At 67.9% G+C, this 26948-nt stretch carries 28 protein-coding genes; 21 read left to right on the top strand and 7 right to left on the bottom strand.

The window, feature by feature from the left end; genetic code table 11:
• Positions 1–3: 3 nt before the first annotated feature.
• The 3 genes from folD to BLS81_RS15320 are packed head-to-tail and all read left to right on the top strand — an operon-like array spanning position 4 to position 2100.
• The gene (gene folD / locus BLS81_RS15330) at positions 4–879 is read left to right on the top strand and encodes a bifunctional methylenetetrahydrofolate dehydrogenase/methenyltetrahydrofolate cyclohydrolase FolD (RefSeq protein WP_093225179.1); all 876 of its coding nucleotides are present in this window, start codon (positions 4–6) and stop codon (positions 877–879) included.
• Entirely contained in the window at positions 876–1469 is a 594-nt protein-coding gene (locus BLS81_RS15325; RefSeq protein ID WP_093225177.1) for a hypothetical protein, read from the top strand. The genes folD and BLS81_RS15325 overlap by 4 nt, the downstream gene beginning before the upstream one ends.
• 10 nt (positions 1470–1479) lie before the next feature.
• The gene (locus BLS81_RS15320; RefSeq protein ID WP_093225176.1) at positions 1480–2100 is read left to right on the top strand and encodes a MarC family protein; all 621 of its coding nucleotides are present in this window, start codon (positions 1480–1482) and stop codon (positions 2098–2100) included.
• Positions 2101–2222: 122 nt separating this feature from the next.
• Here the strand turns inward: BLS81_RS15320 and BLS81_RS15315 are convergent, their stop codons facing one another.
• Entirely contained in the window at positions 2223–3998 is a 1776-nt protein-coding gene (locus BLS81_RS15315) for a hypothetical protein (RefSeq protein WP_093225174.1), read from the bottom strand.
• Positions 3999–4090: 92 nt separating this feature from the next.
• On the opposite strand from BLS81_RS15315, the gene BLS81_RS15310 reads away from it, so the two are divergent.
• From BLS81_RS15310 to BLS81_RS15280, 7 genes are all read left to right on the top strand, one after another.
• The gene (locus tag BLS81_RS15310; protein ID WP_256326270.1) at positions 4091–4489 is read left to right on the top strand and encodes a GtrA family protein; all 399 of its coding nucleotides are present in this window, start codon (positions 4091–4093) and stop codon (positions 4487–4489) included.
• The gene (locus BLS81_RS15305; protein ID WP_093225171.1) at positions 4489–5217 is read left to right on the top strand and encodes a class I SAM-dependent methyltransferase; all 729 of its coding nucleotides are present in this window, start codon (positions 4489–4491) and stop codon (positions 5215–5217) included. The genes BLS81_RS15310 and BLS81_RS15305 overlap by 1 nt, the downstream gene beginning before the upstream one ends.
• Positions 5218–5342: 125 nt before the next feature.
• A complete protein-coding gene (gene era, locus BLS81_RS15300; RefSeq protein ID WP_093225170.1) occupies positions 5343–6239 on the top strand; it encodes a GTPase Era in 897 nt (298 codons plus the stop codon).
• Positions 6240–6313: 74 nt separating this feature from the next.
• On the top strand, positions 6314–7459 hold the full coding sequence (tgt, locus tag BLS81_RS15295) for a tRNA guanosine(34) transglycosylase Tgt (protein WP_093225168.1): 1146 nt from the start codon (positions 6314–6316) through the stop codon (positions 7457–7459).
• Positions 7456–7638 carry a hypothetical protein gene (locus tag BLS81_RS15290; RefSeq protein WP_093225167.1) on the top strand — a complete coding sequence of 61 codons (183 nt, stop codon included), beginning with the start codon at positions 7456–7458 and terminating at the stop codon, positions 7636–7638. Before tgt ends, BLS81_RS15290 begins: the two co-directional genes overlap by 4 nt.
• A gap of 201 nt (positions 7639–7839) precedes the next feature.
• Complete coding sequence (locus BLS81_RS15285; protein WP_093225471.1) at positions 7840–10680, top strand: M16 family metallopeptidase; 2841 nt, start codon at positions 7840–7842, stop codon at positions 10678–10680.
• Between the two features lie 192 nt (positions 10681–10872).
• Positions 10873–11922: a cell wall hydrolase gene (locus tag BLS81_RS15280; RefSeq protein WP_093225469.1), complete on the top strand. Its 1050-nt coding sequence runs from the start codon at positions 10873–10875 to the stop codon at positions 11920–11922.
• Positions 11923–12098: 176 nt separating this feature from the next.
• On the opposite strand, the gene BLS81_RS15275 is transcribed toward BLS81_RS15280, so the two are convergent.
• The 4 genes from BLS81_RS15275 to BLS81_RS15260 all read right to left on the bottom strand — a co-directional run bounded on the left by BLS81_RS15275 (position 12099) and on the right by BLS81_RS15260 (position 13926).
• On the bottom strand, positions 12099–12716 hold the full coding sequence (locus BLS81_RS15275; protein WP_093225165.1) for an FKBP-type peptidyl-prolyl cis-trans isomerase: 618 nt from the start codon (positions 12714–12716) through the stop codon (positions 12099–12101).
• Positions 12717–12803: 87 nt separating this feature from the next.
• A complete protein-coding gene (rpsU, locus tag BLS81_RS15270) occupies positions 12804–13010 on the bottom strand; it encodes a 30S ribosomal protein S21 (RefSeq protein WP_069203433.1) in 207 nt (68 codons plus the stop codon).
• A 109-nt stretch (positions 13011–13119) separates the two neighbouring features.
• Entirely contained in the window at positions 13120–13422 is a 303-nt protein-coding gene (locus tag BLS81_RS15265; RefSeq protein ID WP_093225164.1) for a polyhydroxyalkanoic acid system family protein, read from the bottom strand.
• 87 nt (positions 13423–13509) lie between these two features.
• Positions 13510–13926 (bottom strand): VOC family protein, encoded by a 417-nt coding sequence (locus BLS81_RS15260; protein ID WP_093225162.1) that lies wholly within the window; start codon positions 13924–13926, stop codon positions 13510–13512.
• A 189-nt stretch (positions 13927–14115) separates the two neighbouring features.
• Here BLS81_RS15260 and lnt point away from each other — a divergent pair, with 189 nt between their 5' ends.
• The 3 genes from lnt (at position 14116) to BLS81_RS15245 (ending at position 18106) form a co-directional block, all read left to right on the top strand.
• On the top strand, positions 14116–15651 hold the full coding sequence (gene lnt, locus BLS81_RS15255) for an apolipoprotein N-acyltransferase (RefSeq protein WP_093225467.1): 1536 nt from the start codon (positions 14116–14118) through the stop codon (positions 15649–15651).
• 72 nt (positions 15652–15723) lie between these two features.
• Positions 15724–16944, top strand: a complete 1221-nt coding sequence (gene metK, locus BLS81_RS15250; RefSeq protein WP_093225161.1) for a methionine adenosyltransferase — start codon at positions 15724–15726, stop codon at positions 16942–16944.
• A gap of 64 nt (positions 16945–17008) precedes the next feature.
• The gene (locus BLS81_RS15245) at positions 17009–18106 is read left to right on the top strand and encodes a hypothetical protein (protein WP_143023371.1); all 1098 of its coding nucleotides are present in this window, start codon (positions 17009–17011) and stop codon (positions 18104–18106) included.
• Here the strand turns inward: BLS81_RS15245 and BLS81_RS15240 are convergent.
• A complete protein-coding gene (locus BLS81_RS15240) occupies positions 18099–18974 on the bottom strand; it encodes a formate/nitrite transporter family protein (RefSeq protein ID WP_093225157.1) in 876 nt (291 codons plus the stop codon). The two genes, BLS81_RS15245 and BLS81_RS15240, sit on opposite strands and share 8 nt — an antisense overlap.
• A 100-nt stretch (positions 18975–19074) precedes the next feature.
• Here BLS81_RS15240 and trmB point away from each other — a divergent pair, with 100 nt between their 5' ends.
• On the top strand, positions 19075–19755 hold the full coding sequence (gene trmB, locus BLS81_RS15235; protein WP_093225466.1) for a tRNA (guanosine(46)-N7)-methyltransferase TrmB: 681 nt from the start codon (positions 19075–19077) through the stop codon (positions 19753–19755).
• An 81-nt stretch (positions 19756–19836) separates the two neighbouring features.
• The gene (locus BLS81_RS15230; protein ID WP_093225156.1) at positions 19837–20313 is read left to right on the top strand and encodes a DUF2721 domain-containing protein; all 477 of its coding nucleotides are present in this window, start codon (positions 19837–19839) and stop codon (positions 20311–20313) included.
• 69 nt (positions 20314–20382) lie between these two features.
• On the opposite strand, the gene BLS81_RS15225 is transcribed toward BLS81_RS15230, so the two are convergent.
• Positions 20383–20646 (bottom strand): hypothetical protein, encoded by a 264-nt coding sequence (locus tag BLS81_RS15225; protein WP_143023370.1) that lies wholly within the window; start codon positions 20644–20646, stop codon positions 20383–20385.
• A 239-nt stretch (positions 20647–20885) separates the two neighbouring features.
• Here BLS81_RS15225 and BLS81_RS15220 point away from each other — a divergent pair, with 239 nt between their 5' ends.
• From BLS81_RS15220 to BLS81_RS15195, 6 genes are all read left to right on the top strand, one after another.
• On the top strand, positions 20886–21599 hold the full coding sequence (locus tag BLS81_RS15220) for a response regulator transcription factor (protein WP_093225153.1): 714 nt from the start codon (positions 20886–20888) through the stop codon (positions 21597–21599).
• Entirely contained in the window at positions 21596–22915 is a 1320-nt protein-coding gene (locus BLS81_RS15215) for an ATP-binding protein (protein ID WP_093225464.1), read from the top strand. The genes BLS81_RS15220 and BLS81_RS15215 overlap by 4 nt, the downstream gene beginning before the upstream one ends.
• Before the next feature lie 53 nt (positions 22916–22968).
• Entirely contained in the window at positions 22969–23373 is a 405-nt protein-coding gene (locus BLS81_RS15210) for a type II toxin-antitoxin system PemK/MazF family toxin (protein WP_093225151.1), read from the top strand.
• 288 nt (positions 23374–23661) lie between these two features.
• Positions 23662–24357, top strand: coding sequence for a carbonic anhydrase (locus BLS81_RS15205; protein WP_093225150.1), 696 nt, complete (start codon positions 23662–23664; stop codon positions 24355–24357).
• On the top strand, positions 24354–25868 hold the full coding sequence (locus BLS81_RS15200; protein WP_093225148.1) for a SulP family inorganic anion transporter: 1515 nt from the start codon (positions 24354–24356) through the stop codon (positions 25866–25868). The genes BLS81_RS15205 and BLS81_RS15200 overlap by 4 nt, the downstream gene beginning before the upstream one ends.
• 247 nt (positions 25869–26115) lie before the next feature.
• Positions 26116–26928 carry a TorF family putative porin gene (locus BLS81_RS15195; protein ID WP_093225146.1) on the top strand — a complete coding sequence of 271 codons (813 nt, stop codon included), beginning with the start codon at positions 26116–26118 and terminating at the stop codon, positions 26926–26928.
• Positions 26929–26948 lie beyond the last annotated feature (20 nt).

The following is a 26948-nucleotide window of genomic DNA, read 5'->3' as shown; positions in this document are numbered from 1 at the left end:
GGCATGAGCGCGAACATCATCGACGGCAAGGCGTTCGCCTTGGCCCTGCGCGAGCGGATCGCGGTGCAGGTTTCGGATTTCGTGAGCGCGGCGGGGCGCAAGCCCGGCCTCGCGGTGGTGCTGGTCGGCGAAGACCCGGCCTCCGCCGTCTATGTCCGCTCGAAAGGCAAGGCGACGGTCGCCGCCGGCATGGCGAGCTTCGAGCATCGCCTGCCCGCCGACGTGTCGCAGGATGACCTGCTCGCGCTGGTCGATACGCTCAACGCCGATCCGGCGGTGGATGGCATCCTCGTCCAACTGCCGCTGCCGGGGCACCTCGACGAACTCGCGGTGACGACGCGGATCGACCCCGACAAGGATGTCGACGGCTTCCATCCGGTCAACGCCGGGCGGCTCGCCACCGGGCTCGAGGGCTTCGTGCCCTGCACCCCGCTCGGCTGCGTGATGCTGCTCAAGGATCAGCTCGGCGATTTGACCGGGCTCGACGCGGTGGTGATCGGGCGGTCGAACATCGTCGGCAAGCCGATGGCGCAATTGCTGCTCAAGGAAAGCTGCACCGTCACGATCGCGCACTCGCGCACGCGCGATCTGTCGAGCGTGGTCAAACGTGCCGACATCGTCGTCGCGGCGGTCGGGCGGCCCGAGATGGTCAAGGGTGAATGGATCAAACCCGGCGCGACCGTGATAGACGTCGGCATCAACCGCACCGCGACCGGGCTGGTCGGCGACGTGGATTTCGGCGGCGCGGCGAGCGTCGCCGGCGCGATCACGCCAGTGCCCGGCGGGGTCGGCCCGATGACGATAGCGGTGCTGCTGCGCAACACCCTGGTCTCGGCCGCCCGCCGCGACGGCGTCGCGATCGACGAGGCCGCGCTGTGATCGTCGCGCTGCTGCTCGCCGCCGCCGTTCCGCAGACCGCGATCGATGCCGAACTCGCCTTCGCCGAGGCGGCGCGCGGCGAAGGCCAGTGGACCGCGTTCCGCCGCTTCGCCGCGCCCGACGCGGTGATGTTCGTGCCCGACGCCGTGAAGGCGCAGGACTGGCTCCAGAATCGCGACGATCCCGCCACCGCGACGCGCTGGCAGCCGGCGGTGAGCTATGTTTCGTGCGACGGCTTCTGGGCGGTCAACACCGGCGGCTGGCAGCGCCCCGACGGCACCAGCGGCTATTTCACGACGATCTGGCACCGCGGCAAGCGCCACTGGCGCTGGGTGTTCGACCATGGCGACACCACCGCGGGGGCGCGGATCATCCCGCCCAAGCCAGTGGTCCGCCACGCCGCGTGCAGCGGCAAGGACGCGCACACGTTCGGCGTCGATGCCGACGCCGGGTTCGGATCGTCGGGCGACCAGACGCTGCGCTGGCGCTGGAACGTGACCTACACCAAGGGCCGCACGCTCTCGGTCGAACTGTGGGACGGAAGCCAATATCAGCGCGTCATCAACGACGTGGTCGCGCCCCCGCAATGATCGCCGCGCGATGATCGAGCTGTTCATATCCTCGCTCATCACCTTTTTCGTGGTGATCGATCCGCCCGGCTGCCTGCCGATCTACGCCGGGCTGACCGCTACCGCGACGCCGGCACACGCGCGCGCGATGGCGGTGCGTGCGGTGCTGGTCGCGGCGGCGATCCTGTTCGTCTTCGCGCTGTTCGGCGAGGATCTGCTGCGCGGCCTCGGCATCAGCATGGCGAGCTTTCGCATCGCCGGCGGCATCATGCTGTTCCTGATCGCGCTCGAAATGGTGTTCGAAAAGCGCACCGAGCGGCGCGAGGATCGGGCCGCCAAGGTCGCCGCGACCCCCGAGGCCGATGACGTTTCGATCTTCCCGATGGCGATGCCGATGATCGCCGGCCCCGGCTCGATCGCCTCGGTGATGCTCCTGATGAGCCGCAACGAGGGCATCGAACGCAGCCTGGTGATCCTCGGCGCGCTGATCACGATCCTGCTGCTGACGCTCGCCGCGCTGCTCGCGGCGGGGCCGCTGATGCGCATTCTCGGCGCCAAGATCGAAGCGGTGGTGACGCGCATCCTCGGCGTGCTGCTCGCTGCGCTGGCGGTGCAGTTCGTGATCGACGGGGTGAAGATCAGCCTGGGGTGAAGAAGGCTCGCCCCCGTTCGTGCTGAGCTTGTCGAAGCACGTGCCTACGCGCCGACGTTGGCTTGCTTGGCACGCCCTTCGACAAGCTCAGGGCGAACGGGGGGTATCAAGCGGTGCCGCCCTCAATACCGTATCCGCCACAACCGCAGCGGCGATTTCGCCGGCAGCGGCAGTTGCTCGAGCCACGCCGGCACCTTGCCATGCGCGAGCTGGTCGTAGAACCCGCCGGGATGGTGCGCGCGGTACACGGTCGATTCGGCCATGTTCGGGCACACCAGCAGCAACGTCGCGCCATGCCGTTTGGCGATCGCGCGGAATTCGGCCGGGCTGCGCGTGAAGGCGTGCTGCACGTCGAGGATCGCGTCGCCGTTGCGGTGATAAGGCCCCGCCACCGCATTGTGATGCGTCAGCGTGATGAGCCGCGGCCCGAGATCGACGAAGGTGAAGATCGTCGCCGCCGGATAGCGATCGAGCGGGCGCAGCGCGCCGTTGGTGTTGCACGATCCGCTCGCGCGCATAACCGTGGTCACGCGCGCGCTCGGGCGGGCGAACGGCAGATATTGGATCACATAGCCCGCGAATAACCCCGACACGATCAGGAACGCCACCACCGTGCCCGCCACGCGCACCGCCAGCCAGCGGCTGCCGAGCAGATGCGGCAACACCAGCCAGGCGAGCGCCACCGCGCCGGGCACCGCGAGCATCTGCGCGCCCGGCCCCGCGCGGGCCTGCCACAGCAGCAACAGCGCGGCCATCGTCGTGAACAGCAGCACCGTCATCCAGCCGACGAACGCGGGCCGGCGGCGCGCCCGCCAGGTCGCGATCGCGGCGCCGATCACCCCGATGATCGGCAACGTGACCACGGGAATCGCGGTGCGCAGCGGATGCTGGTAGATCGGCTTGGCCTCGCGCACATTGGCGAGCCAGGTCCGCGCCAGTTCGGGCGAAACCTGTTCGGGGCGGCCGAGGCATTGCGGAAACACAAGCGCGAAGCCGGCGACGATCGCCAGCCCCGCCGCCACCGCCAGCACCAGCCGCAGCGTGCGGGTCTCAGGGTTGATCCGCGCGAGCAGGAACAGCAATGCGCCCGCGACCACCATCACGCTCAGCCACACCGGCGTCAGCGCGTCGCAGCGGAGCACGCTGTTGGCATAGGATGCGAAACCGGCATAGCCGAGCGCGCACCCGCCCGCGAGACACAGCGCATAGGTGCTCATCCGCGGCCCGTCGGCGCGGTCCCACACCCAGCACAATGCGATGATCGCCCCGGCCCCGGCGCAGAACGGCAGCATTTCCAGCCCGATCGTCAGCGACAGCGCGCTCGCCAGTCCGACGATCAGCCCGCCGCGCGCGCGCATCGGATCGGACAGCCCCGCCACCGTCAGGCTCAGCATCGCGAGTTGCCAGCCGTGATGGTCGATCCGCTCGGGCATGAACATCAGCATCGTCGCGGAGCAGCACAGCAGGAACGCGATCGCGAGCGGCCAGGCGATCGGGCTGACCAGCCGCCGCACCGTCGCCACCAGCCCGAGCATCGCGATGCTGAGCGGCAGCAGCGGCGCCACCCCGCACGCCAGCCGCTCCGCCCAGGCGGGGCCGCAGAACGGGCGGAGCAGCAGAATCAGCCCCGCGATCGGCAGATCGACGACGCGGCTCCAGTGCATGTTGAACCCGCCCGGCGGGTTCATCCGATACTGGCGCAGATCGTACCAGCCCTGGCCGTTCAGCAGCGCGCGCACCTGCATCAGCCGCATGTTGTCGTCGGTGTCGGGCAGCGACAGGAAGTGCATCTGCGCCCAGCGGTCGCGCAGGAACCACGCGGCGATCACCACCCAGGCGATCAGCGTGAGCCGTACCCAGTACCGATCGAGCAAATCCTTGGGCTGCGCGCTAACCATGCAAAAAGCTTTCCACGTGTGTCGGCGCGCTCTACTAGGCGCGGCGCAAAGGGCAAGTGAACGACATGACATTGGCAAGGCGAGTGGAAAACATGCGATCGAGCGGAATGCTCGGCCAGTTGATCCGCTTCGGCATCGCCGGTGGCGTCTCGACGCTGATCTATTCCGCGGTCTATCTGCCGCTCACGCTCTACGTGTTCACGCGGCACCATGCCGTCTATGCGGTGCCGTTCGCCTTCGCGGTGGCGGTGACGGCGGGCTATTTCCTGCACAGCCGCTGGAGCTTCAAGGACCACGGCACGCGCGAGGGCGGCGGCACGCAGCAGGCCAAGTTCGTGCTCGTGCAGGCATCGGGCATGGCGCTCAACGCGATCATCACCTGGATCGGCACCGCGCTGCTCGGCTATCCCGCCTGGGTGCCGCTGCTGCCAGCGGTCGCGCTGGCGACGATCTTCACCTTCATCCTCAATCGCTGGCTGGTATTCGGATAATGGACCGCATCGTTTACGACCGCATGGCGGCGCATGACTCGACCCACTGGTGGTATCGTGCGCGGCGCGACATCCTCGCCGACTTCCTCGCGCGCGAAGGCAATCTCCCCAAGGATGCGCGCATCCTCGAGATCGGCTGCGGCACCGGGCACAATCTTCCGATGCTCGCGCAGTTCGGCACCGTCGAGGCGATCGAGATCGATCCCGCCGCGCGCGAGATCGCCAGCCAGCGGCTCGGCAAGCCGGTCGGCGCGGCGCCGCTGCCCACACTCACCGGGGTCGAGCGTGGCGCTTATGACCTCATCGCGGTGCTCGACGTGGTCGAGCATATCGAGGACGATGTCGCGGCGCTGAAGGCGATGGCGGAGTGTCTCAAGCCTGGCGGCAAGATCCTCATTACCGTGCCCGCGCACCAATGGATGTGGAGCGCGCACGACACCGTCAACCATCACCACCGCCGCTATTCCAAGGCGAGCCTCGCCAAGGCGATCGGGGCGGCGGGGTTGAAGGCGCGTAAACTTGGCTATTTCAACTCGCTGCTGTTCCCGCTCGCCGCCGCCTCGCGGATCGCCGGGCGGCTGACCGGCAAGGACGACAGCGACGACTCGCCGCCGCCCAAGCTGGTCAACAGCGTGTTCGAAACGGTGTTCCGGCTCGAACGCCACCTGGTCGGGCGGGTGCCGCTGACGCCGGGGGTTTCGATCGTGACGCTGGCGTCGCCGAAGTAAGCGCCCGCCCCTCACGCCGTTCGCCCCGAGCGAAGTCGAGGGGCCGGACTGCAGCGCAGGTGTCTCGACTTCGCTCGACACGAACGGTTGTGGTATCGGGGCGGAACATACCAGAAAGTACATTCATGACCGATCAATCCTGCGGCCTCGTCGCCGTGCTCGGCGCGCCCAATGCGGGCAAGTCCACGCTCGTCAACGCGCTGGTCGGGCAGAAGGTCGCGATCGTCAGCCCCAAGGCGCAGACCACGCGCACGCGGCTGATGGGCGTCGCGATCGAAGGCGATGCGCAGATCCTGCTGGTCGACACACCCGGCATCTTCGAACCCAAGCGCCGGCTCGATCGCGCGATGGTGCAGGCGGCGTGGGGGGGCACCGAGGGCGCGGACATCCTCGCCTTGGTCGTCGATGCCAAGGGCGGCCTCAAGGACAAGGTGACCGAAATCGCCGAGGCGATCGCCGGCCGCCCCGAACCCAAATATCTGATCCTCAACAAGGTCGATCTCGCCGACAAGGCCAAGCTGCTGCTCCATGCCGAGCGGCTCAACGGCCTCGCGCCGTTCGCCGAGACCTTCTTCGTCAGCGCCGCGACGGGCGATGGCCTGGCCGAACTCAAGGCGCATCTCGCCAAGGCGATGCCGGCGGGGCCGTGGCACTATCCCGAGGATCAGGTCTCCGACGCGACCGAGCGCGCGCTCGCCGCCGAGGTGACGCGCGAGCAGCTCTACCTCCAGCTCCACGCCGAGCTGCCTTATGCGAGCGCGGTGGAGACCGAACAGTATAAGGAGCGCGAGGACGGATCGGTCGAGATCCACCAGCAAATCCTGGTCGAGCGCCCGACGCAACGCGCGGTCGTGCTCGGCAAGGGCGGCGCCCGCATCAAGGAGATCGGCGCGCGCGCCCGCACCGAACTTAGCGGCATCATGGGCCGGCCGGTGCATCTCTACCTCCACGTCAAGGTGCGCCCCGGCTGGGACGACGAGCGCGAGGTGTACCGCGACATGGGGCTCGACTGGGTGGATTGAACCCGCCCCTCTCTCCCAGGGAGGGCAGAGTCTGATGGTTCCCAACCGGCCCGATCCGCGCTACCACCCCGCCGATGACGGCCCCGCGTTTCGAGTTCACCATTAGCGCCACCGACGGCAAGGCGCGCACCGGCACCCTCCAGATGCGGCGCGGCGAGATCCGCACCCCGGCCTTCATGCCGGTCGGCACCGCCGCGACGGTTAAGGCGATGAAGCCCGCCGACGTGCGCGCGGCCGGCGCCGACATCATCCTTGGCAACACCTATCACCTGATGCTCCGCCCCGGTGCGGAACGCGTCGCGCGGCTGGGCGGGCTACACGATTTCATGGGCTGGAACCGGCCGATCCTCACCGACTCGGGCGGCTATCAGGTGATGAGCCTGTCCGATCTCACCAAGCGCGACGAGAACGGCGTCACCTTCAAGAGCCATCTCGACGGCACCCGCCACACGCTCAGCCCGGAGCGGTCGATCGAGATCCAGCGGCTGCTCGGCTCGGACATCGTGATGGCGTTCGACGAACTGGTGCCGACCACCTCCACCCCCGAGGTACAGGCGGCCGCGATGGCGCGCTCGATGCGCTGGGCGAAGCGCAGCCGCGACGCCTTCGACGGCGGCGGCGCGCATGCCGAGAACGCGGCGATTTTCGGCATCCAGCAGGGCGCGCTCGATCAGACGCTGCGCGGTGACAGCGCCGCCGCGCTGATCGACATCGGCTTCGATGGCTATGCGGTCGGCGGGCTTGCGGTCGGCGAGGGGCAGGAGGCGATGTTCGGCTGCCTTGATTTCGCCCCCGGCCAGCTTCCCGCTGACAAACCGCGCTATCTGATGGGCGTCGGCAAGCCCGACGATATCGTCGGCGCGGTCGAACGCGGCATCGACATGTTCGATTGCGTGCTGCCGACGCGCTCGGGCCGCACCGGCCAGGCGTTCACCCGCGAAGGCCCGATCAACCTGCGCAACGCCAAGTTCGCGGAGGATCACGCCCCACTCGATCCCGCCTGCGGCTGTCCGGTGTGCTCAACCTGGCCCCGCGCGTACATCCATCATCTCGTCCGCGCTGGCGAAATTCTCGGCGCTATGCTGATGACCGAGCACAACCTTTACTTCTACCAGGCGTTGATGGCCGATCTGCGGGGCGCAATCACAGCGGGCACGCTGACTGCGTTCGCGGATCGATTCCGATCGGACTATGGCCGACACAAAGAGAGGGTGACATGACCGACGAGATCAACGAAATCGCCGCCGCCGCGCGAGACGCGAAGCGCGTGCGCGAGGCCGCCGCCGATCCAACCGTCTATAATCGCCAGAGCTGGCCGGTCGTGCCGATCGCGATCGGCGTGGGTTCGGCCGCGCTCGCCGCCGCGTTCCTCTACGTGAACGGCAGCCGTAAGAAATAAGCCAGCATCCTTCCCCGCCAGCGGAAGGTGGCGCCGAAGGCGACGGATGGGGAGGATGCGGTTCCCCCCGCAATCGTCGCGCTTCTGCCTCCTCCGGCACGCTTCGCGCGCCACCTCCCCCCGGCGGGTGAGGTCTTAGGGACATTGACAGCGCCCGCCGCGCGGCGACAGGTAGCGCATCCCTGTTCTCCGGAGATGTTGATGCGCCTGTTCCGTGCCGCCCTGCTGATGGGCGCCGCCCTGCTCCCGCTCACCGCGCAGGCACAATCGCCGGGGGCGGTCGCCAAGGCCCCGGTCGCGGCGCTCAAGCCGCTCGACTTCACCGAACGCACCTTGCCCAACGGCCTCAAAGTGTACGCGATCCGCGACACCGGCACCTCGAACGTGTCGGTGCAGGTCTGGTACGATGTCGGCTCGAAGGACGATCCCGCCGGACGCTCGGGCTTCGCGCATCTGTTCGAACATTTGATGTTCAAGGCGACGCGCAACCTGCCGCCCGAGACGTTCGACCGGCTGACCGAGGATGTCGGCGGCAACAACAACGCCTCGACCAGCGACGATTACACCGAATATCACGAGACCGTCCCCGCCAACCATCTCCAGCGACTGCTGTTCGCCGAAGCCGACCGGATGGCGAGCCTCGTCGTCGATCCCGCCGGCTTCGCCTCCGAACGCGACGTGGTGAAGGAGGAGTTGCGCGGCGACTTCGCCCGGCCATACGGCAAATTGTTCTCGGCCTATGCCTCGGCGGTGTCGTACAGCCGCCATCCCTATGCGCGCTCGACGATCGGCAGCATCGCCAATCTCGACAGCGCCAGCATCGACGATGTCCGCGCCTTCCACGCGGTCTATTACCGGCCCGACAATGCCGTGCTGGTCGTCTCCGGCAACTTCGATCCAAAGCAGCTCGACGCCTGGGTCGATCAATATTTCGCCGGCATCAAGCACCCGACCACCCCCATCCCGCGCGTCGCCGTCGCCGAGCCCGAGCGGACCACGGCGACGCATTACATCGTCTATGAGCCCAACACGCCGCTGCCGGCGGTGCTGATTTCCTATCCCGTCCCCGCCGACAAAGACCCCGACAATCCCGCGCTGACCGTGCTCAACGCGGTGCTGTCGATGGGCGAGAGTTCGCGGCTGTATGAAACGCTGGTCTATCGCGATCAGCTCGCCGCGCAGGCGCAGAGCTATGTCGATACCAAGCAGGGTCCGGGCAACCTCATCCTGTTCGCGGCAATGGCGAGCGGCAAGCCCGCCTCGGCGGGCGAGGCGGCACTTCGCGCCGAAGTCGCGCGGCTGCGCGACACGCCGGTCAGCGCCGCGGAACTGACCGAAGCCAAGAACCAGATCCTCACCTCGGCGCTGCTCGGCCGCGAAACCGCCGAGGGCAAGGGCCGCGCGCTCGCCATGTCGGCGATCATCGACGGCGATCCGCGCACCTCCGACCGTCAGCTCGCCGAGATCGCCAAGGTCACCGCCGCCGACGTGCAGCGCGTCGCCCGCAAATATCTGCGCGACACGCGTTCGGCGGCGATCACCTATCTCCCGCCCGAAGCCGCCCCCGCCAGCAGCAAGGGCGATACGATCGCGATCGCCGATACCGTCCAGGTCGCGCCGCTGACCCCGCCCGCGCACATCGATACGCCGGTGTTGGCCAGCGAGGCCGACCGGATCGCGCCGCCCAAGCCCGGTACGCCTGTCACCGCTGCGATTCCCGCGCCCAGCGAGTTCCGCCTCGCCAATGGCCTGCGCGTGGTGGTGGTCGAGAAGCACGAACTGCCGCTGCTCAGCGCCGCGCTGGTGACGACCGGCGGCGGTGCGGATGACCCCGCCACCCGCGCTGGCCTCGCCGATCTCACCGCCGACCTGATGACCAAGGGCACGACCACGCGCTCGGCGACGCAGATCGCCCGCGAGATCGAGGCGCTGGGCGGCTCGATTTCGAGCGACGCCGGCTGGGACGGATCGGATGTCGATGTCACGATCAAGTCCGATCAGGCCGCGCCCGCGCTCGCCATCCTTGCCGATGTCGCGCAGCATCCGGTGTTCGCGCCCGAGGAGATCGAACGCGCCCGCGCGCAGGCGCTCGACGGGGTGACGGTGACGCTCAAGGACCCCGGCCAGCTTTCCGGGCTGGTCGCGGCGCGCGCGGTGTTCGGCGACGCGCCCTACGGCCATCCGCTGGCGGGCACGCCCACCTCGCTCAAGGCGATCACGCAAAGCGAGATTCGCGCGGCCTATGCCAAGGCATGGCGCCCCGACCAGGCGACGCTGATCCTCGTCGGCGACATCACGTCGGCACGGGCGAAGGCGCTGGCCGAAGCCAATTTCGCGCGCTGGTCCGCGCCCGGCGCTCCCGCGCCGGTCGCGCCGGTGGCGAGCGCCTATCCGGCGCCGCGCGTGATCGTCGTCGACATGCCCGATGCCGGGCAGGCCGGCGTCGTCGTGGCGCGGCCGGGCATCGCGCGCAGCGACCCGGCCTATTACCCGGCGAGCGTCGCCAACGCGGTGCTGGGTGGCGGCTATTCGTCGCGGCTCAATGCCGAGATTCGCATCAAGCGCGGGCTGGCCTATGGCGCGAGCAGCGCGCTCACCGCGCATCGCGGCCCCGGCACGCTCTCGGCGCGCACGCAGACCAAGAACCCGACCGCGCCCGATACGGTCGCGATCATGGTCGAGCAGATGAAGCGGCTCGGCAGCGAGCCGGTGCCGGCGGCCGAACTGGAGACGCGCAAGGCGGTGCTGATCGGCGGGTTCGGCCGTGCGAGCGAGACCACCGGCGGCATCGCGGCCGTGCTCGGCCAATATGTGCTGGAGGGCGTGCCGCTCGACGAACTCAAACGCTACATCCCGGCAGTGACGGCGGTCGATCCGGCCGCAGTGCAGAAGGCGGCGCAGGCGGTGATCGACCCGTCGCGCGCGAGCATCGTCGTGGTCGGGGATGCCAAGCTGTTCCTCGACGCGCTCAGGAAGGCGTATCCGCAGGTCGAGGTGATCCCGGCGGATACGCTCGATCTGGGCAAGGCGAGCCTCAAATGACCGTCGCCCCGGCGCAGGCCGGGGCCGCTTCGTGATGTGGCCGCGCGGTCGCCCCAAACATGGCGGCCCCGGCCTGCGCCGGGGCGACGGCTGATTTTCGCCGAACCTTACCGTAACCCTCACCTGTTCCATCGCGAGACACGCTCGAAAAGCCAGGCGCGACGCCGGCCGCGATCGGTTATGCGCGGGCGCATGCCCTCCCCGCCCGGCCCCGAATCGCGACCCGATCGCGCGCTGACGGCGCTTCACGTCGCCGGGCTGGCGTTGCTGGTCTGCGCGGGGGTGTCGGCGCATGCGGCGTATCGCGCGATCGAGGAGCAAGCCGCGAGAGCGGCGCCGGTCACGACGATCGCGTCCGGTTATGAGGCGCAGGAGCATTTTCCCGGCGCGGCGCTGCTCTACGCCGAAGACGACAGTGCCGCCGACGCGCTCGCCGCACCGGCCAAGGGCACGACTGGCACGACCGCCCTGCCCGATCTGCCGCTCCCGCCCGAGGCCGCGTCGTTCGCGACCGCCGACGGCTCGATCCACCCCGCCGCACCGTTCAACATGCGCCGCGCGAGCGCGCTCGATCGCGGCCGCGCGCTCGATTGCCTGACGACGGCGATCTATTACGAGGCCGCGACCGAGCCCGACGCCGGCCAGCAAGCGGTCGCCCAGGTGATCCTGAACCGCGTTCGCCACCCGGCCTTCCCCGCGACGGTGTGCGGCGTGGTCTATCAGGGGTCAGAGCATAGCGGCTGCCAGTTCAGCTTCGCCTGCGATGGTGCGATGACGCGCGGCCAGCCCGCCCGCGCCTCCTGGCTGCGCGCGCTGCGCGTGGCGGCGGCGGCGCTCGGCGGCTATGTCTATGCGCCGGTCGGGCTGGCAACGCATTACCACACCTATGCGGTCACCCCCGCGTGGAACCGCCATCTCGTGATGACGGCGGCGATCGGCGCGCATTTCTTCCACCGCTGGCAGGGCTGGTGGGGCACCCCCGGCGCATTCCGCCAGATCTACGCGGGCGGCGAGCCGGTGCCCGGCCCGCATGCCCGCATCATCGAAACGCTGCCGGTGCCGGCGATCACGCTCGCCGCCACTGCGCCTGCGCCGGTGGTAGCGAAGACTGCACCCGCGACGATCCAGCCGGCCTATGCGCAAAGCGGCACGCTGCTCACGCCAGCGCGCACAGCGGAAGCTCAGCCCGGCGATTCGCAGATCCTCGATCGCTGGAAAGACTCAGGCAAGCTGCTGCAATAACCCCGCTCCGTTCGTTCCGAGCGAAGTCGAGGAACCGGGGATAACGCACGTGTCTCGACTTCGCTCGACACGAACGGTTGACGGGTACCCATATAAGAAAACACCCCGGTCTCGCGACCGGGGCGCCTTGATACTCGATCGATGAGAAGCGGCGCCGAAACGCCGCCTCCCGCGAATCACTGCCCCAGCGGGACCGTACCCGGTGCCGCACCGCCGGCGGGAGGCGCCGCGCCCGGCGCGCCGCCACCCTGCTGCATCTGCTGCATTTGCATCTGCTGCTGCATCTGCATCTGGCGCAGCGTCGCCTCGGGGATGAAGTCGAGCAGGTCCACCGTGAACACCAGCACCGAATGCGCCGGGATCGGACCCTTGGCCTCATCGCCATAGCCGAGGCTCGGCTTGATCCAGAACTGGTACTTCGACCCCTTGGTCATCAGCTTCAGCGCCTCGCTGAAGCCCGGCACGACGCCCGTGACGGGCATCGGCGTCGGCTGCTGCGACTTGTCGAAGGTCGTGCCGTCGAGCAGCTTGCCCTCGTAATTGACGAGCGCGACATCGGCGTCGGTCGGCTTGGCATCGCCCTGGCCGGGCGACAGCACCTTGTACTGGAGGCCCGACGCCGTCTCCACCACGCCCTTGGCATGGCGGTTCTTGGCGAGGAAGCTCGTCACCGGATCGGCGGGCGCCTGCATGGCGAGCGCCGCCGCCGCGACCAGCGCCAGCGCCACGCCGATCCAGACATAGACCAGAATGCTCCGGCGGATCGGCTTCATCGGTACGGCGGTGATCGACATGGGCAGCCTCCCGGAAAGACCGGCGCGCGCGCCGAATCAGATCGTTACGATATGACGGACGGGCGCGTCGCCGCGCCCGCCACCCGATTACCGGGCGCCGTCACGCTCCAGGCGCTTGCGCTCGAGCTTGCGAGCACGGCGAATCGCGGCGGCGCGCTCGCGCGCACGCTTTTCGCTGGGCTTTTCGTAATGCCGGCGCAGCTTCATCTCGCGATAAACGCCCTCGCGCTGCAGCTTCTTCTTCAGGGCGCGCAGCGCCTGGTCGACGTTATTGTCGCGAACGATGATTTGCATAAAACGCTCAGACTCCGGATCAATAGAAATCGGTCGTCGCGAGGCAAGGCCCGCGCCGCAAGGCGTGCGCCCTACACGCGCCGCTCGCGGTTTTCAACCTCTTGTTGAGTCAGGCGAGCAGCTTCGGCCCTTCCTTGGCGAGTTTCGCGCGAATCTTGTCGGCGAACAGCCGCAGAAACGGGGGCAGATCGACGATCGCGTGCACGTGATCGTCGAACAGATCGACTCGGCTCGCCACGCGCTGCCCCATCGCGACGAGCGTGAAGTGGAGCGAATCGCCGTCCCAGCGATGCTCGGCCACCGAGCTGCCGGGCAGCATCGCGCTCGCCTTCTGAAGGCCCTCCTCCAGCCGCGCGCGCACGATCGCGCGGGTATGTTTGTGGGGGATGTCCACCGTGATCGGATCGGCCATTGAAAGTCCTTAAACCGTTGGTCCCGAGCGAAGTCGAGACACCTGCGCCACCCATGTCCCTCGATTTCGCTCGGGACGAACGGGAGGCTATTTCGCGAAGATCATCGTATCGTCGGCGAACGCCTTGAACTCCAAAGCGTTGCCGCTGGGATCGCAAAAGAACATCGTCGCCTGCTCGCCGGGCTGGCCGACGAAACGGATGTGCGGTTCGATGCCGAAGCGCGTTCCCGCCGCGCGCAGCCGGTCGGCGAGCGCCTGCCAGTCGGCCATCGTCAGTACGACGCCGAAATGCGGCACCGGCACGTCATGGCCATCAACCGGGTTGGCGACCGCGACTGGCTGTGCGGCGGGATCGAGATGCGCGACGATCTGGTGGCCGAACAGGTCGAAGTCGATCCAGGTCGCCGCGCTGCGCCCCTCCGCGCAGCCGAGCGTGTCGCCGTAGAAGGCGCGCGCGGCGGCGAGATCATGGACCGGAAAGGCGAGATGGAACGGGCGCGGCATACGCATGAGATACCGCCGGCAACAGCATTCGTCACCCCGGACCCTTCGACGAAGTTCAGGAGAGCCTTGTTCCGGGGTCCACCGTTCCGCATACGCACATGCCCAGGCTCTCGCGGCCCGGTGGATGCCGGAACGAGTCCGGCCTGATGTTGAGTGGGACGGTGCGTGGCCAACAAAATCGTTTCGGTGATTACGGACCGCCCTGCCCTGCCGTGCCCCGTCCTCGGCGGCCTCGCCGTGCTCGGCTTCGCGCCGTGGGGCTGGTGGCCGGTGACGCTCGCCTGTTTCGCCGCGTGGCTGTGGCTGGTCCATGCCGCGCCGACGATCCGCGCGGCGCTGTGGCGCGGCTGGCTGTTCGGCGTGGCGCATTTCACCTTCGGCAACATCTGGATCGCGCAGGCCTTCTCCTATCAGGATGCGGTGCCGCACTGGCTGGGACCAATCGCGCCGTTCCTGCTGGCGCTGTATCTGGCGATCTATCCGATGCTCGCGGCCGGGGCGGCATGGCGCTTCCGCCGTGCGCAGCCCGATGCGAGTTACGTACTGGCCTTCGCCGCCGCCTGGATCGTCACCGAATATCTGCGCGGCACGCTGCTCACCGGCTACCCGTGGAACCCACTGGCGGAGATCTGGCTGCCGCTGCCCGGCGTGACGGCGCTGCTCGCGTACATCGGCACCTATGCGCTCTCCGGCATTACGATCCTCGCGGCGGGGGCGCTCTCCTTGCTCGCCGCGCGGCGATGGCCTCTGGCGGCAGTCACGGGCGGAGCGCTCGGGCTGCTCGCGCTTGGCGGCATCGAACTGCCGATCACGCCTGTCGCGCCGCCCGCCAACACGCCCCGCGTCCGCATCGTCCAGCCCGATCTCGATCAGGAGCAGCGCCCGCGCGACGATTACCCGGTCGCCAATCTGCGCGCGCTCCAGGCGCTCGGCGGCACGCCCGGCCCGGCCCCGCGCCTGATCCTGTGGCCAGAGGGTGCGTTGCGCTTCAACGTCGAGGACGGCTATCCGCCGCAATATAACTACCTCGCGGACCCGGCCGAGGTGCGCGCCGCCATCGCCGCCCCGCTCGGGCCGAACGACGTGGTGCTCACCGGCGGACAGGCGCTGGAATTCGACAAAACTGAGAAGCTCGTCAGCGCCGGCAATTCGATCTTCGCGATCGACGCGAACGCGCGGCTGATCGGCCGCTACGACAAGGCGCATCTGGTGCCGTGGGGCGAATATCTGCCGGCGCGGCCGCTGATGTCGGCGATCGGCTTGTCGCGGCTGGTGCCCGGCGATATCGACTTCGCGCCCGGTCCGGGTCCGCGCACGCTCGCTCTGCCGCGCTTTGGCAAGGCGGGGTTCCAGATCTGCTACGAGATCATCTTCTCGGGCAGCGTGATTGATCCGGCGCACCGCCCCGACTTCATCTTCAACCCTTCGAACGACAGTTGGTACAGCCGCTCCGGCCCCGAGCAGAACCTTGCGCAAGCCCGCATGCGCGCGATCGAGGAAGGCCTGCCAGTGCTCCGCGCCACACCCACCGGCGTGTCCGCGATCATCGACGCGCACGGCCGCGTCGTCGCGTCGATCCCGTGGAACACGCGCGGGACGGTCGAGGCGCCGTTGCCGCGCCCGCTCGCGCCCACGCTGTTCGCGAAGCTCGGCAACGCGCTCGCCGCGCTCGTCGCGGCCGCGATGCTGCTGTTGGCCGTTGCCTTCCGCCGGTCGCGCCGCTAGGTGGTCATATAAGGAAAGCTTTATATGCGCCGTTCCGGGATTCCGGCACCGCGCCAGCAAAGGGCCAGATTGATGCGTGCTTCGTTCCTGTTCACCTCCGAATCGGTCTCGGAGGGCCATCCCGACAAGGTCGCCGACCAGATTTCCGATGCGGTGGTCGATCTGTTCCTGTCGAAAGACCCCTATGCTCGCATCGCCTGCGAAACGCTGACCACCACGCAGTTGGTCGTGCTCGCCGGCGAAATCCGCTGCAAGGGCGTGTACGAGAATGGTGCCTGGGCGCCGGGCGCGCAGGAAGAGATCGAGGCGGCCGTCCGCGCGACCGTGAAGCGGATCGGCTATGAGCAGGACGGCTTCCACTGGGAGACCTTCCGCTTCGAGAACAACCTGCACGGCCAGTCCGCGCACATCGCGCAGGGCGTCGATGAGAGCGGCAACAAGGACGAAGGCGCCGGCGATCAGGGCATCATGTTCGGTTATGCGACCGACGAGACCCCCGATCTGCTGCCCGCCACGCTCTATTACTCGCACCGCATCCTCGAGAAGCTCGCGTCGGACCGCCACAACAAGGTCGTGCCGTTCCTCGAACCCGACGCCAAGAGCCAGGTGACGCTCCAGTATGAGAACGAAGTGCCGGTGCGGGCGACCGCGCTGGTCGTCTCGACCCAGCATGCTCCGGGCTATTTCGACGATGGCGGCGAGGGCAGCGACGCAGCCAAATATCAGGAACTGCGCGATTATGTGGTCGGCGTGTTCCATGAGGTACTGCCGGAAGGCTTCATCACCGACGAGACCAAGATCTACGTCAACCCGACCGGCCGCTTCGAGATCGGCGGCCCCGATGGCGACGCCGGCCTGACCGGACGCAAGATCATCGTCGACACCTACGGCGGCGCTTCGCCGCACGGCGGCGGCGCGTTCAGCGGCAAAGACCCCACCAAGGTCGATCGCTCGGCCGCCTATGTCGCGCGCTACATGGCGAAGAACGTCGTCGCCGCCGGTCTCGCGCGCCGCTGCACGATCCAGCTTTCCTATGCGATTGGCATCGCCGAGCCGCTGTCGCTGTACGTCGACCTGCACGGCACCGGCACCGTTCCCGAAGCCAAGATCGAGGAAGTGCTGCCCAAGCTGGTCCGCCTCACCCCCAAGGGCATTCGCGAACACCTCAAGCTCAACGCCCCGATCTATCAGAAGACCGCGTCCTACGGTCACTTTGGCCGCAAACCCGAAGGCGACAGCTTCACCTGGGAAAAGACCGATCTGGTCGATGCGCTCAAGGCGGCAGTGGCGTAACGCCATTTCGCTTTTCGCGTGAAGGGATTAGCCTCCCGGAGCAGAGACTCCGGGGGGCTTTTTCATGCGTTTCGTTTTGGCAGTATTGTCGATCGTCGCCGTCGCGGCGCCGCTCATCGCGTCGGCGCAGCAGAAGCCGCCGGAACTGGCGATCCCCGCCGACAGGCCCTATCGGCACGCGCCATCTGGCCTTGTCATTCCCGCCGCGCTCGACGGCTTGCCACGCATTTCCGCCAACGCCTTCGCGCCCGATCATCTCGACGAAGCCTTCAACTTCGGCACGCCGAATTCGAGCGAGGACATCACCGTCTTCGTGTTCCGCAACGTGGCCGGATCGGTGCCGGTCTGGTTCGATCGCGTGGCGCGGATCGTGGAGCAGCGCGACACCTATGGCGGGCTAACCATCGCCAAACCAGCCGCCGCCTTCACGCCGCCGGGGCAAACCACCGCCAGCGGGCTGATCGCCAGCTATCGCCCGATGCGGGGGCCGTATCGCAGCACCGCGATGGCCTTTTTCCCGCTCGGCCCCGACTGGTATGTCGAACTGCGCTACTCCTCGACGACGATCGACGCCGATGCGATCGATACGCGGCTGCGCGGCGCGATCGCTGCACTGGGCTGGCCCCGCCAGATCGAGCCCCAGCCGGCCGCCGAACCGGTTGCCGATTGCACCGCCCCGCTCGCGCTGACCGGCCCGGCGAAGGCGGTCAAGGGAGAGAATGCGATGGCGTCGAGCCTGTTCGCCGGGCTGCTCGCCAGCGTCGGCCACGATGCGGCGAAGAAAACCAAGTATACGCCACCGCCGTCGCCGTTCGTATGGTGCCGCGATACCGCGAACTATCCCGCGCTGAAGGCACACGGCGTCTATCGGCCAAGCGATACGACCGACCAGTATCTCATCGCGCTGACCGACGCCGGGCGCGGCATTTGGGTCAGCCCCGATCCGATCACGGCCCTGCTCGGCAAGGACAAGGGCGAGGCCGCAGCAGTCTGGTCGCTGACCCTCAACGATGTCGCGGCGACGACCTCCTATGCCGGGCGCGACCGCCTGCCCCCGCCCGATCAGGCTGTCGCGATCGTCAACAGCGAACCCTATGCCTCTCGCACGACCACCTGGGGCAAAAAGCGGAACGTCCAGGTGAACAGCGACAGCCTCAAGTAAGCTTTGCGCTGCGCAGACCCCGCCGCTCCAACCGCCGCTGGCGGCGAGCGGCTTTCTTGCTGCGGCGCATCTCCTCGGTCATCTCGCCGCGCACCTGCCCGTGCGCGAGCAGCGCGAAGATGCCGGCGCCGCCGATCAGATTGCCCGCCACCGCCGGCACGATCAGCCCGAACACGGTGCGCAGTGCATCTGCGTGGCCCGAGTAGAACAGCAGGAACGCCTCGCTCGACCCGACCACCGAATGCGAGAACCCGCCGATTGCCACCACCCATGTCACTGCGAAAATCACGAGGAAGGATTGCTCGCGCGCATTGGGCAGCGACCAGGCGAGGATTGCGATCAGGAAGCCGGCGGGCACCGCATTGACCAAGGTCGCGAACGGCGAATGTTCGAGGATCGGCAGCGCCACCGCGATCATCGCATCGTGCGCGCCCGCCGAACCGAGCCCGCCGAACGCAATCACCGCCGCGCCGGTCGCGGTGCCGATCAGATTGGCGCCGAGCACCACGCCCCACAGCCGCAGCGTGCGCAGCAGCGATTCGCGGGTCGGGTCGCTCACCAGCGGCAACACCGCAGTGATCGTGCTTTCGGTAAACAACTGCATCCGCCCGAGGATCACGATCAGGAAGCCGACCGGATAGCCCATCGCCACCACCAGCTCGCGCCACGCGCCCATCGGCAGTTTCTGGTAGAGCACGCCTTCCGCCAGCAGCGACGCGTTGATCGCCAGCCCAGCCGCGATGCCCGACCAGAACAGCGATGCGAGCGGACGGCGCAACTCATCCTCGCCCTCCTCGCGGATCGCCCGGTGCAATTCCTTCGCGTTCGCCGCCTTGAGCTCGTCGACGCCGCCTGTCTCTTCCGCCAAAACCCGTCCTCCCTGTCGTGTGGAGCGCAACGGCTGGCCGCGCGATTGTCTCCGCAGCGAGGGTGACGCGGCGCGACGGCTTCGCTATCGCCGCGCGATCATGAACGACCCCACTACTATCCGCCGCCTGTACGGCCGCCGCCAGGGCCACAAATTGCGGCAGGGCCAGTCCGCGCTGGTCGAGGATCTTCTGCCGCGCGTGAGCGTGCCCGACGCCGGTCCGATCGATGCGCGCACCCTGTTCGGTGATGACCGCCCGCTGGAGTTGGAGATCGGCTTCGGCGCGGGCGAGCATCTCGCCGGCCAGGCCGCGATGCGCCCGGCCCACGGCTTCATCGGCTGCGAGCCGTTCCTCAACGGCGTGGTCGGCGCGCTCAACCACATCCGTGACGGCGCGCTGGAAAACGTGCGGCTGCACATGGGCGACGCGCTCGAAGTCGTCGAGCGGCTGCCCGACGCATCGCTCGACCGGCTCTACCTGTTGCACCCCGATCCGTGGCGCAAGGCGCGCCACGCCAAGCGCCGCATGGTCAACCACGGCCCGCTCGACCTGATCGCCACCAAGCTCAAACCCGGCGGCGAGTTCCGCCTCGGCACCGACGACCCGACATATTGCCGCTGGGCCATGATGGTGATGAACCAGCGCCGCGATTTCACCTGGCTCGCGGAGACCGCCCGCGATTTCCTCGAACGCCCCGCCGACTGGCCCGAGACCCGCTACGAACGCAAGGCGCGCCGTCAGGGGCATGAGGTGTGGTACTTCCGCTATCGGCGCGAATGATCCCCGGCCTTCGAAGCGGACACCTTCATTTCGCGCAAGCGGACTTGCACATCACGCACGCCGCTTGCACACACGGGCGCCATGAACGCCCTCCCGAACGCGCTGCCGCCGATCCATACGATCGCGCAGGCGATTCAGCTTTCGCTCTCGCCGATCTTCATGCTGGCGGGCATAGGATCGCTGCTCAATGTGTTGGCCGGGCGGCTGTCGCGCGTGGTCGATCGCGCGCGTGATCTCGAGGCGCTGCACCCGCGCTCCGCCGGGCCGGAACATGATCGTCACGTGTGGGAGCTGCGCATCCTCGACAAGCGCATCAACGTCATCAATCGCGCGCTCGTCCTCACCGTGTCGAGCGCGGTGATGACCTGCACCGTCGTCGCGATCCTGTTCGTCGCGGTGCTGTTCAAGCTGCATATCGGCACCGCGGTCGCGGTCTCGTTCATCCTCGCGATGATCCTGCTCATCGCCGGGCTGATCTCGTTTCTCGTCGAAGTCCATATGTCGCTGACCGCGATCCATATCCGCCCCGAATTGCTCGAAATCGGCGACGAGGCGTAGCCGACGACAAAACGCGCCGGCGCACGGATGCGCGCCGACGCGTCGACGGACCTCTGCGGGCCCTTGCGATCAGTTGGTGGCGGCGATCTCCGCCGTGCGCTCGGCGCTGGCGAGCGCCTTGCCGCACGCCGCCGGAGCCGCGGCCATGTGCGGGGTCTTGCCCGACAGGTGCAGCGGGGCGGCGGCCGGCGCGCAGCCGCGCTTGTTGGGGTGATAGCTTACCAGCGGCGTGGTCTTGCCGGCCGGCGCCCAGCGCATCTGGTGCGTGTCGGACAGTGATTGCGCCGCGGCGGGGGCGGCGATCAGCGCAAGCGGGAACAGGGCGAACTTCATCGAAATCACGGGCAATCCTCTCATACCAAGTATGAGCGCCAAGATAGCGCGCCGGCTTTGCCCGCACCTGTCCGGTTCGTGTTGAAACATGGCGCGTACCTCTCCCGTCATTTGCGCGAACGTGACAAAATATTGCTCGCTGTCGCACACCCCGCCCGGGCGGCGGCGTGGCCGTTGATCGCCCGCCCCTTCGCGCCTAGACCTTGCGCCATGTTTGCGTTTCAACGATCCGCCGCCGCGTGAGCGAACCCGTCATCATCCTGGTCGAAGACGACCCGCCGCTGCGCACCCTCACCGCACGCGCGCTGCGCGAGAACGGCTATGCCGTCCACACCGCCGGCTCCGCGCCGGAGCTGTGGATCGCGTTCGACAACGTGCCGGCCGACCTGATTGTACTCGACATCATGCTGCCCGGCACCAACGGCATCGATCTGTGCCGGCAGATCCGCCGCAAGAGCGACGTGCCGATCATCTTCGTCAGCGCGCGCGGCAGCGAGGAGGACCGGGTGATGGGCCTCGAACTCGGCGCCGACGATTATCTCGCCAAGCCGTTCGGCACGCGCGAGCTGATCGCGCGGGTGCGCGCGGTGCTGCGCCGCCGTTCGGGCAGCGAGAGCCTGGGCGGCGTCGAGCGCCAGGACGAAGCGCATTTCGATGGTTGGACGGTCAATTTCCCGCGCCGCGAATTGCGCGCGGCGAGCGGCGCGACCGTCGAGCTGACCGGCGCCGAGTTCGATCTGCTCGCCACCTTCATCGCCCAGCCGCAGCGCGTGATCGCGCGCGAGCGGCTGATCGAACTGTCGCGCACGCGGCTCGGCGAAAGCTCGGACCGCAGCATCGACGTGCTGGTCAGCCGGTTGCGCCGCAAGCTCTCCGCGACCGGGCAGGACGCGCCGATCGTCACGGTGCGCGGCATCGGCTATATGTTGCGCGCCGGAGTGACGCGGTCCTGAGCCTCGCGCGGCGCATCTCGATCGGGCTGCTCGGGCGGCTGCTCGTCATCCTGCTGCTGACGATCGTCGTCGAATTCGGCGCGAGCACCTTGTTGTACGAGCGCGCGTCCGAACTGTCGCTGCGCGAGGACGAGGCCAACCGCCTCGCCGAACATCTCGTCGTCTCGCGCAAATTGCTCAACGAATGGCCGCAAAGCCAGCGTGTGCGGATCGCGCGCGAACTGGCGACCGATCGCTACCGGATCGGTTGGAGCAGCACCGATCCCGGCGGCAACGCGTTCCGCCCGCACCTGGGCAGCATGCAGGCGCAGATCGTCGCGTGGGAGCCGGATCTGGCTCGCTCGAACCTTCGATTGCACCTGCCGGCGCTGCATCAGGATGGTTCGATCGTCATCGGCGACCTGCGGCTTGCCGACGGAAGCTGGATGACCTTCCAGATGCGCGGTATCACCAGCGCGTTCAATCCGTCCTACGACCGGATCCTGCGCGCGCTGCTGCCCGCGATCCTGCTCGCGATGCTGGCGGGGTTGCTGATCCGCTCGACGCTGCGGCCGCTGCGCGGGCTGATCCGCGCGTCGCATCACGTCGGCCTCGGCCAGCGCGCGCCGATCGCGGAAGAAGGCTCGGCGGAAATCCGCAGCCTGATCCATGCGTTCAACGAGATGCAGGACCGTATCCACGAGCTGATCGAGAGCCGCACACAGGCGCTGGCGGCGGTCGGCCACGATCTGCGCACGCCGCTCGCGCGGCTGCACCTGCGTCTTGAAGGCATAGACGACCCGGAACTGCGCGCCGAACTCGCCGAGGACGTCGCCGAGATGAGCGAGATGCTCGGCTCGTTGCTCGCGTTCTTCGGCGGCCAGAGCGACCCGGAAAAGCCCGCGCTCACCGATCTCGCGGTGTTGGTGGCGACGCTGGTGGACAATGCCGCCGACCGCGGGCTCGACGCCAGCTACGACGGCCCCGATCATCTCGAACTGCGCGTGCGGGCCTCGGCGATGCGCCGCGCGATCGCCAATCTCGTCGAGAACGCGCTCCATTATGGCGAGCGCGCGCGCGTCCGCCTCGAAGCCGACGCGACCAACATATGCGTCATCGTCGAGGATGACGGCCCCGGCATTCCGCCGGAGCGGATTCGCGACGTGCTCACCCCCTTCGTCCGGCTCGACGAAGCCCGCGCGCGCAACACCAAGGGCATGGGCCTCGGCCTCGCCATCGTCGCGCGTGCGGTCGAAGCCGAAGGCGGCACGCTGACGCTGGCGAACCGCGCCGGCGGGGGGCTGACCGCGACGATCCTATTGAAACGAACCGAATAGAAGCAGTCGCATCGAAGATTTACCGGAGATCGACAGACCGTTACGTTTTGGCAATGCCTCTGCCATTTCATCCGAAGCCCGGCACGATCGTCGTCTGCGACTATTCCACCGGCTTCCGTGAACCGGAGATGGTCAAGCGCCGGCTCGCCGTCACGATCTCGCCCAAACTCAAACGCCGTAACGATCTTGTGACGGTCGTTCCCCTCTCGACCACAGCACCGCACGCCGAAGAGCCGTGGCATCATAGGCTGGAGTTGACACTTCCACCGCCGTGGGGCGACGGCCCACGGTGGGCCAAGTGCGATATGCTCGCAACGGTTGGCTACGCCCGCCTGAACTTGCCGCACACGCGGCATCCCGTGACAGGGGCGAGGCGATATGTGCAAATCCAGGTCTCGGACGAAGACGTTCTTGCCCTACTACACGCGACGCGATGCGCGCTCGGCATCGGTCATTGAAAATCGCCAGTTGTGCGCTATATCGGGCGAGTTCCTGCGCTGTCTGCCATGGCGGATATCAGGCTTAAGTCCGGAGCGATCCGGCGGAATCCTTGGCGATGCAAGCTGGAGATTCGACAAAACCCCGGCCGCCCTGCGGCCGGGGTTTTTGCTGTCCGGCGACCGGATTAGCGACGTCGCCCGTCGGAAACACTTTGTCACGGCGTCGCCGCGTCGCAGCAAGATTGCACCCGTATCTTGGGAGCCTGGCGCACCTCCGTGTGTGCGCGTTCCAAAAGGAGTGCGACAATGAACGAATTGATCGGGCGCGTCTTTAGCTTCGAAAAGACGGTGTTCCCCAACCAGAGCGCCTTGTTCGGCCAGCTCGTCCGCGATGGCCAGAGCCCCAAGGCCCTGATGATCTCCTGCGCCGATTCGCGCATCGTGCCCGAGCAGGTGCTGCAGGCGAACCCCGGCGACCTGTTCGTCTGCCGCAACGCCGGCAACATCGTGCCGCCTTATGGCGAGATGCTCGGCGGCGTTTCGGCAACGGTCGAATATGCCGTCATGGCGCTCGGCGTGCGCGACATCATCGTGTGTGGCCATTCGGATTGCGGCGCGATGAAGGCGGTCGCGAATCCGAAGGGGCTCGATGCGATGCCCAACGTCGCCTCGTGGCTCAAGCATTCGGCCGCCGCGGAGAGCGTCGTATCGAGCGGCTATTCCGAGCTGTCGCCGTCGGAGCGAGTCCACGCGATCGCGCTCGAGAACGTCGTCGCCCAGATCGCGCATCTGCGCACGCATCCCTCGGTCGCCGCGGGCATCGCACGGGGTGAAATCTCGCTGCACGGCTGGCTGGTCGATATCCACGCCGGCCAGGTGCTTGGTCTCGACGGCACCACCGGGCGCTTCGTGCCGATGCGCGAAGGCTCGCCGCTGCCGGTCGCGCACGCCGCGGCGCAGCGTCTCGCCGCCGACTTCGCGCTGCCCGAGGCAGCGGAATGACCACCGCCGCCGATAACCCCAAAGGCTGGATGACCCGCGATTTCGCGGCGTCGATCGTGGTCTTCCTCGTCGCGATGCCGCTGTGCATGGGCATCGCGATCGCGTCGGGCGTGCCGCCGGAAAAGGGACTGGTCACGGGCATTATCGGCGGCATGGTCGTCGGCCTGCTCGCCGGATCGCCGCTCCAGGTGAGCGGCCCGGCGGCGGGCCTCGCCGTGATCGTGTTCGAACTGGTGCGCGATCATGGCCTATCGGCGCTCGGCCCGATCCTCGTGCTGGCCGGGCTGTTCCAGCTCGTCGCCGGCGTGCTCCAGCTCGGCGGCTGGTTCCGCGCGATCTCGCCCGCGGTGGTGCACGGCATGCTCGCCGGGATCGGCGCGCTGATCGTGGTCGGCCAGTTCCATACCCTGTTCGATGCCAAGCCGCTGTCGAACGGCCTCGCCAACCTCGCCGCCGTGCCCGGCCGCGTGATGGGTCTCGATCCCACCAACGTGGCGGGCACCGAGATCGCGCTCGGCATCGGGCTGCTCACCATCGCGCTGATGATCGGCTGGGAGAAGCTGCGCCCGGCCTCGATGAAGCTCGTGCCCGGCGCACTGATCGGCGTGGTCGGCGCGACGCTGGTCGCCTGGCTCGCCGGCCTGAGCGTGGTGCGCGTGAGCGTTCCTGAATCGATCGTCGCGGCGGTGGCGGTGCCCGACGATGGCTTCCTCGCCCCGCTGTTCGCGAACCCGGCGCTTTTGCTGAGCGCGGTCGCGATCGCCTTCATCGCCAGCGCCGAGACGTTGCTGTCGGCGGCGGCGGTCGATCGCATGCACGATGGCGTTCGCACCGACTATAACAAGGAACTGCGCGCGCAGGGCATCGGCAACCTGCTGTGCGGCGCTGCCGGCGCGCTGCCGATGACCGGCGTGATCGTGCGCAGCTCTGCCAACGTCCAGGCCGGCGCGACGACGCGGCTGTCGACCGTGCTGCACGGCGTCTGGATCCTGGGCTTCGTCGCGCTGCTGCCGTGGCTGCTGCGCGAGATCCCGATGGCGGCGCTCGGCGGCGTGCTGGTGGTGACGGGCGCACGGCTCATCAGCCTCAAGCACGTCCAGCACCTGTTCGCGCATTACGGCGTGTTGCCCGCGCTGATCTGGGCGGCGACCTTCGTGCTGGTGGTGACGACCGATCTGCTGACCGGCGTGCTGGCCGGGCTCGCGCTCTCGCTGATCGAACTGGCGCCGCATGTCCGTCGCCTCAACCTCAAGGTCGATACCCACCACAGCGCCGAACGCAGCCACGTCCGGCTCGACGGCGCGGCGACCTTCCTCAGCGTGCCCAAGCTCAACAAGGCGCTCGACGCTCTGCCCGAAGGCAAGCCGCTGACGCTCGAGCTCCACAAGGTGCCGGCGATCGACCATAGCTGCGCCGAACTGCTGCGCGAGTGGCTCGGTCGGCAGCGCAAGCGCGGCATGGAGGTCGAACTGCTCGGCTCCTCGGCGCACCTGCACCGCCTGGCCGCGTAGGGCATATACCGAACCGTTCGTGCCGAACGGTTCGGTTCCTACACATTTTCGCGAAGACACTGGGGGAGGTGGTCCATATGGGCCGCCTCCCCCAGACACGTTTTGTCATGAAGCGGCAACGCTTCGGCCAAGCTGGCCTGTCACATCCTAGGCTCCCGCAGCGGATGCCGCCCCGACCTTAGATCGAGAGGCAGCACCGCGCGGGCGCAGGCGGGGACGTTCACCGATAAAAGGGGAAGGTCTTCCAATGAAATACGCAATCGCGCTCGTCGCCTCGCTGTGTGCGGCGGCCCCTGCCTTCGCACAGGAAGAAGCGCCGCCCAAGCCGATCACCGTCTCGGGCAGTGTCGCGCTCGTCAGCGACTATCGTTTCCGCGGCGTCTCGCAGACCGACAAGCAGATGGCGATCCAGGGTGGCCTCACCGCGACGCATGAAAGCGGCTTCTACGCGGCGCTGTGGGGATCGAACCTCGCCGGCTGGGGCCAGTTCGGCGGCGCCAACATGGAACTCGACGTGGTCGGCGGCTACAAGCACAGCTTCGGCGGCACCACCGTCGATGTCGGCCTCACCTGGTACATGTATCCCGGCGGCAGCGACAAGACCGACTTCGCCGAGCCTTATGTCAAGCTCAGCCACACGCTCGGGCCCGTCTCGGCGCTGATCGGTGTCGCCTATGCCCCCGAACAGCAGGCGCTCGGCAACTGGAGCAACACCCCCGAAAGCCGGATCGGCGACAAGGAGGACAATCTCTATGTGTGGGGCGATGCCGCCGTGGGCGTGCCGAACACCGCGCTCACCGTGAAGGGCCATGTCGGCTATTCGAACGGCAACCCCGGCCTCGGCCCCAACGGCACCAGCGTCACGCCGACCGGCAGCTATGTCGATTATCTCGTCGGCGCCGATTACGTGCTGTCGCCGGTCACGCTCGGCATCGCCTTCGTCGGCACCGACATCAAATGGCGCGATTCGCTGTACCTCCAGCCGAACTTCTCCAGCACCAAGGATGGAAAGTCGATCGCGTCGGGCAAGGTGCTGTTCTCGGTCAGCGCGGCGTTCTGACCGATACGCCATGAGCACGG

The sequence above is a fragment of the Sphingomonas sp. NFR15 genome, from assembly GCF_900103265.1.
GTDB classification, from domain to species: domain Bacteria; phylum Pseudomonadota; class Alphaproteobacteria; order Sphingomonadales; family Sphingomonadaceae; genus Sphingomonas; species Sphingomonas pollutisoli.
The sequence above is the reverse complement of the archived record's forward strand: the minus strand, read 5'-3'. Positions and strand labels throughout refer to the sequence as shown.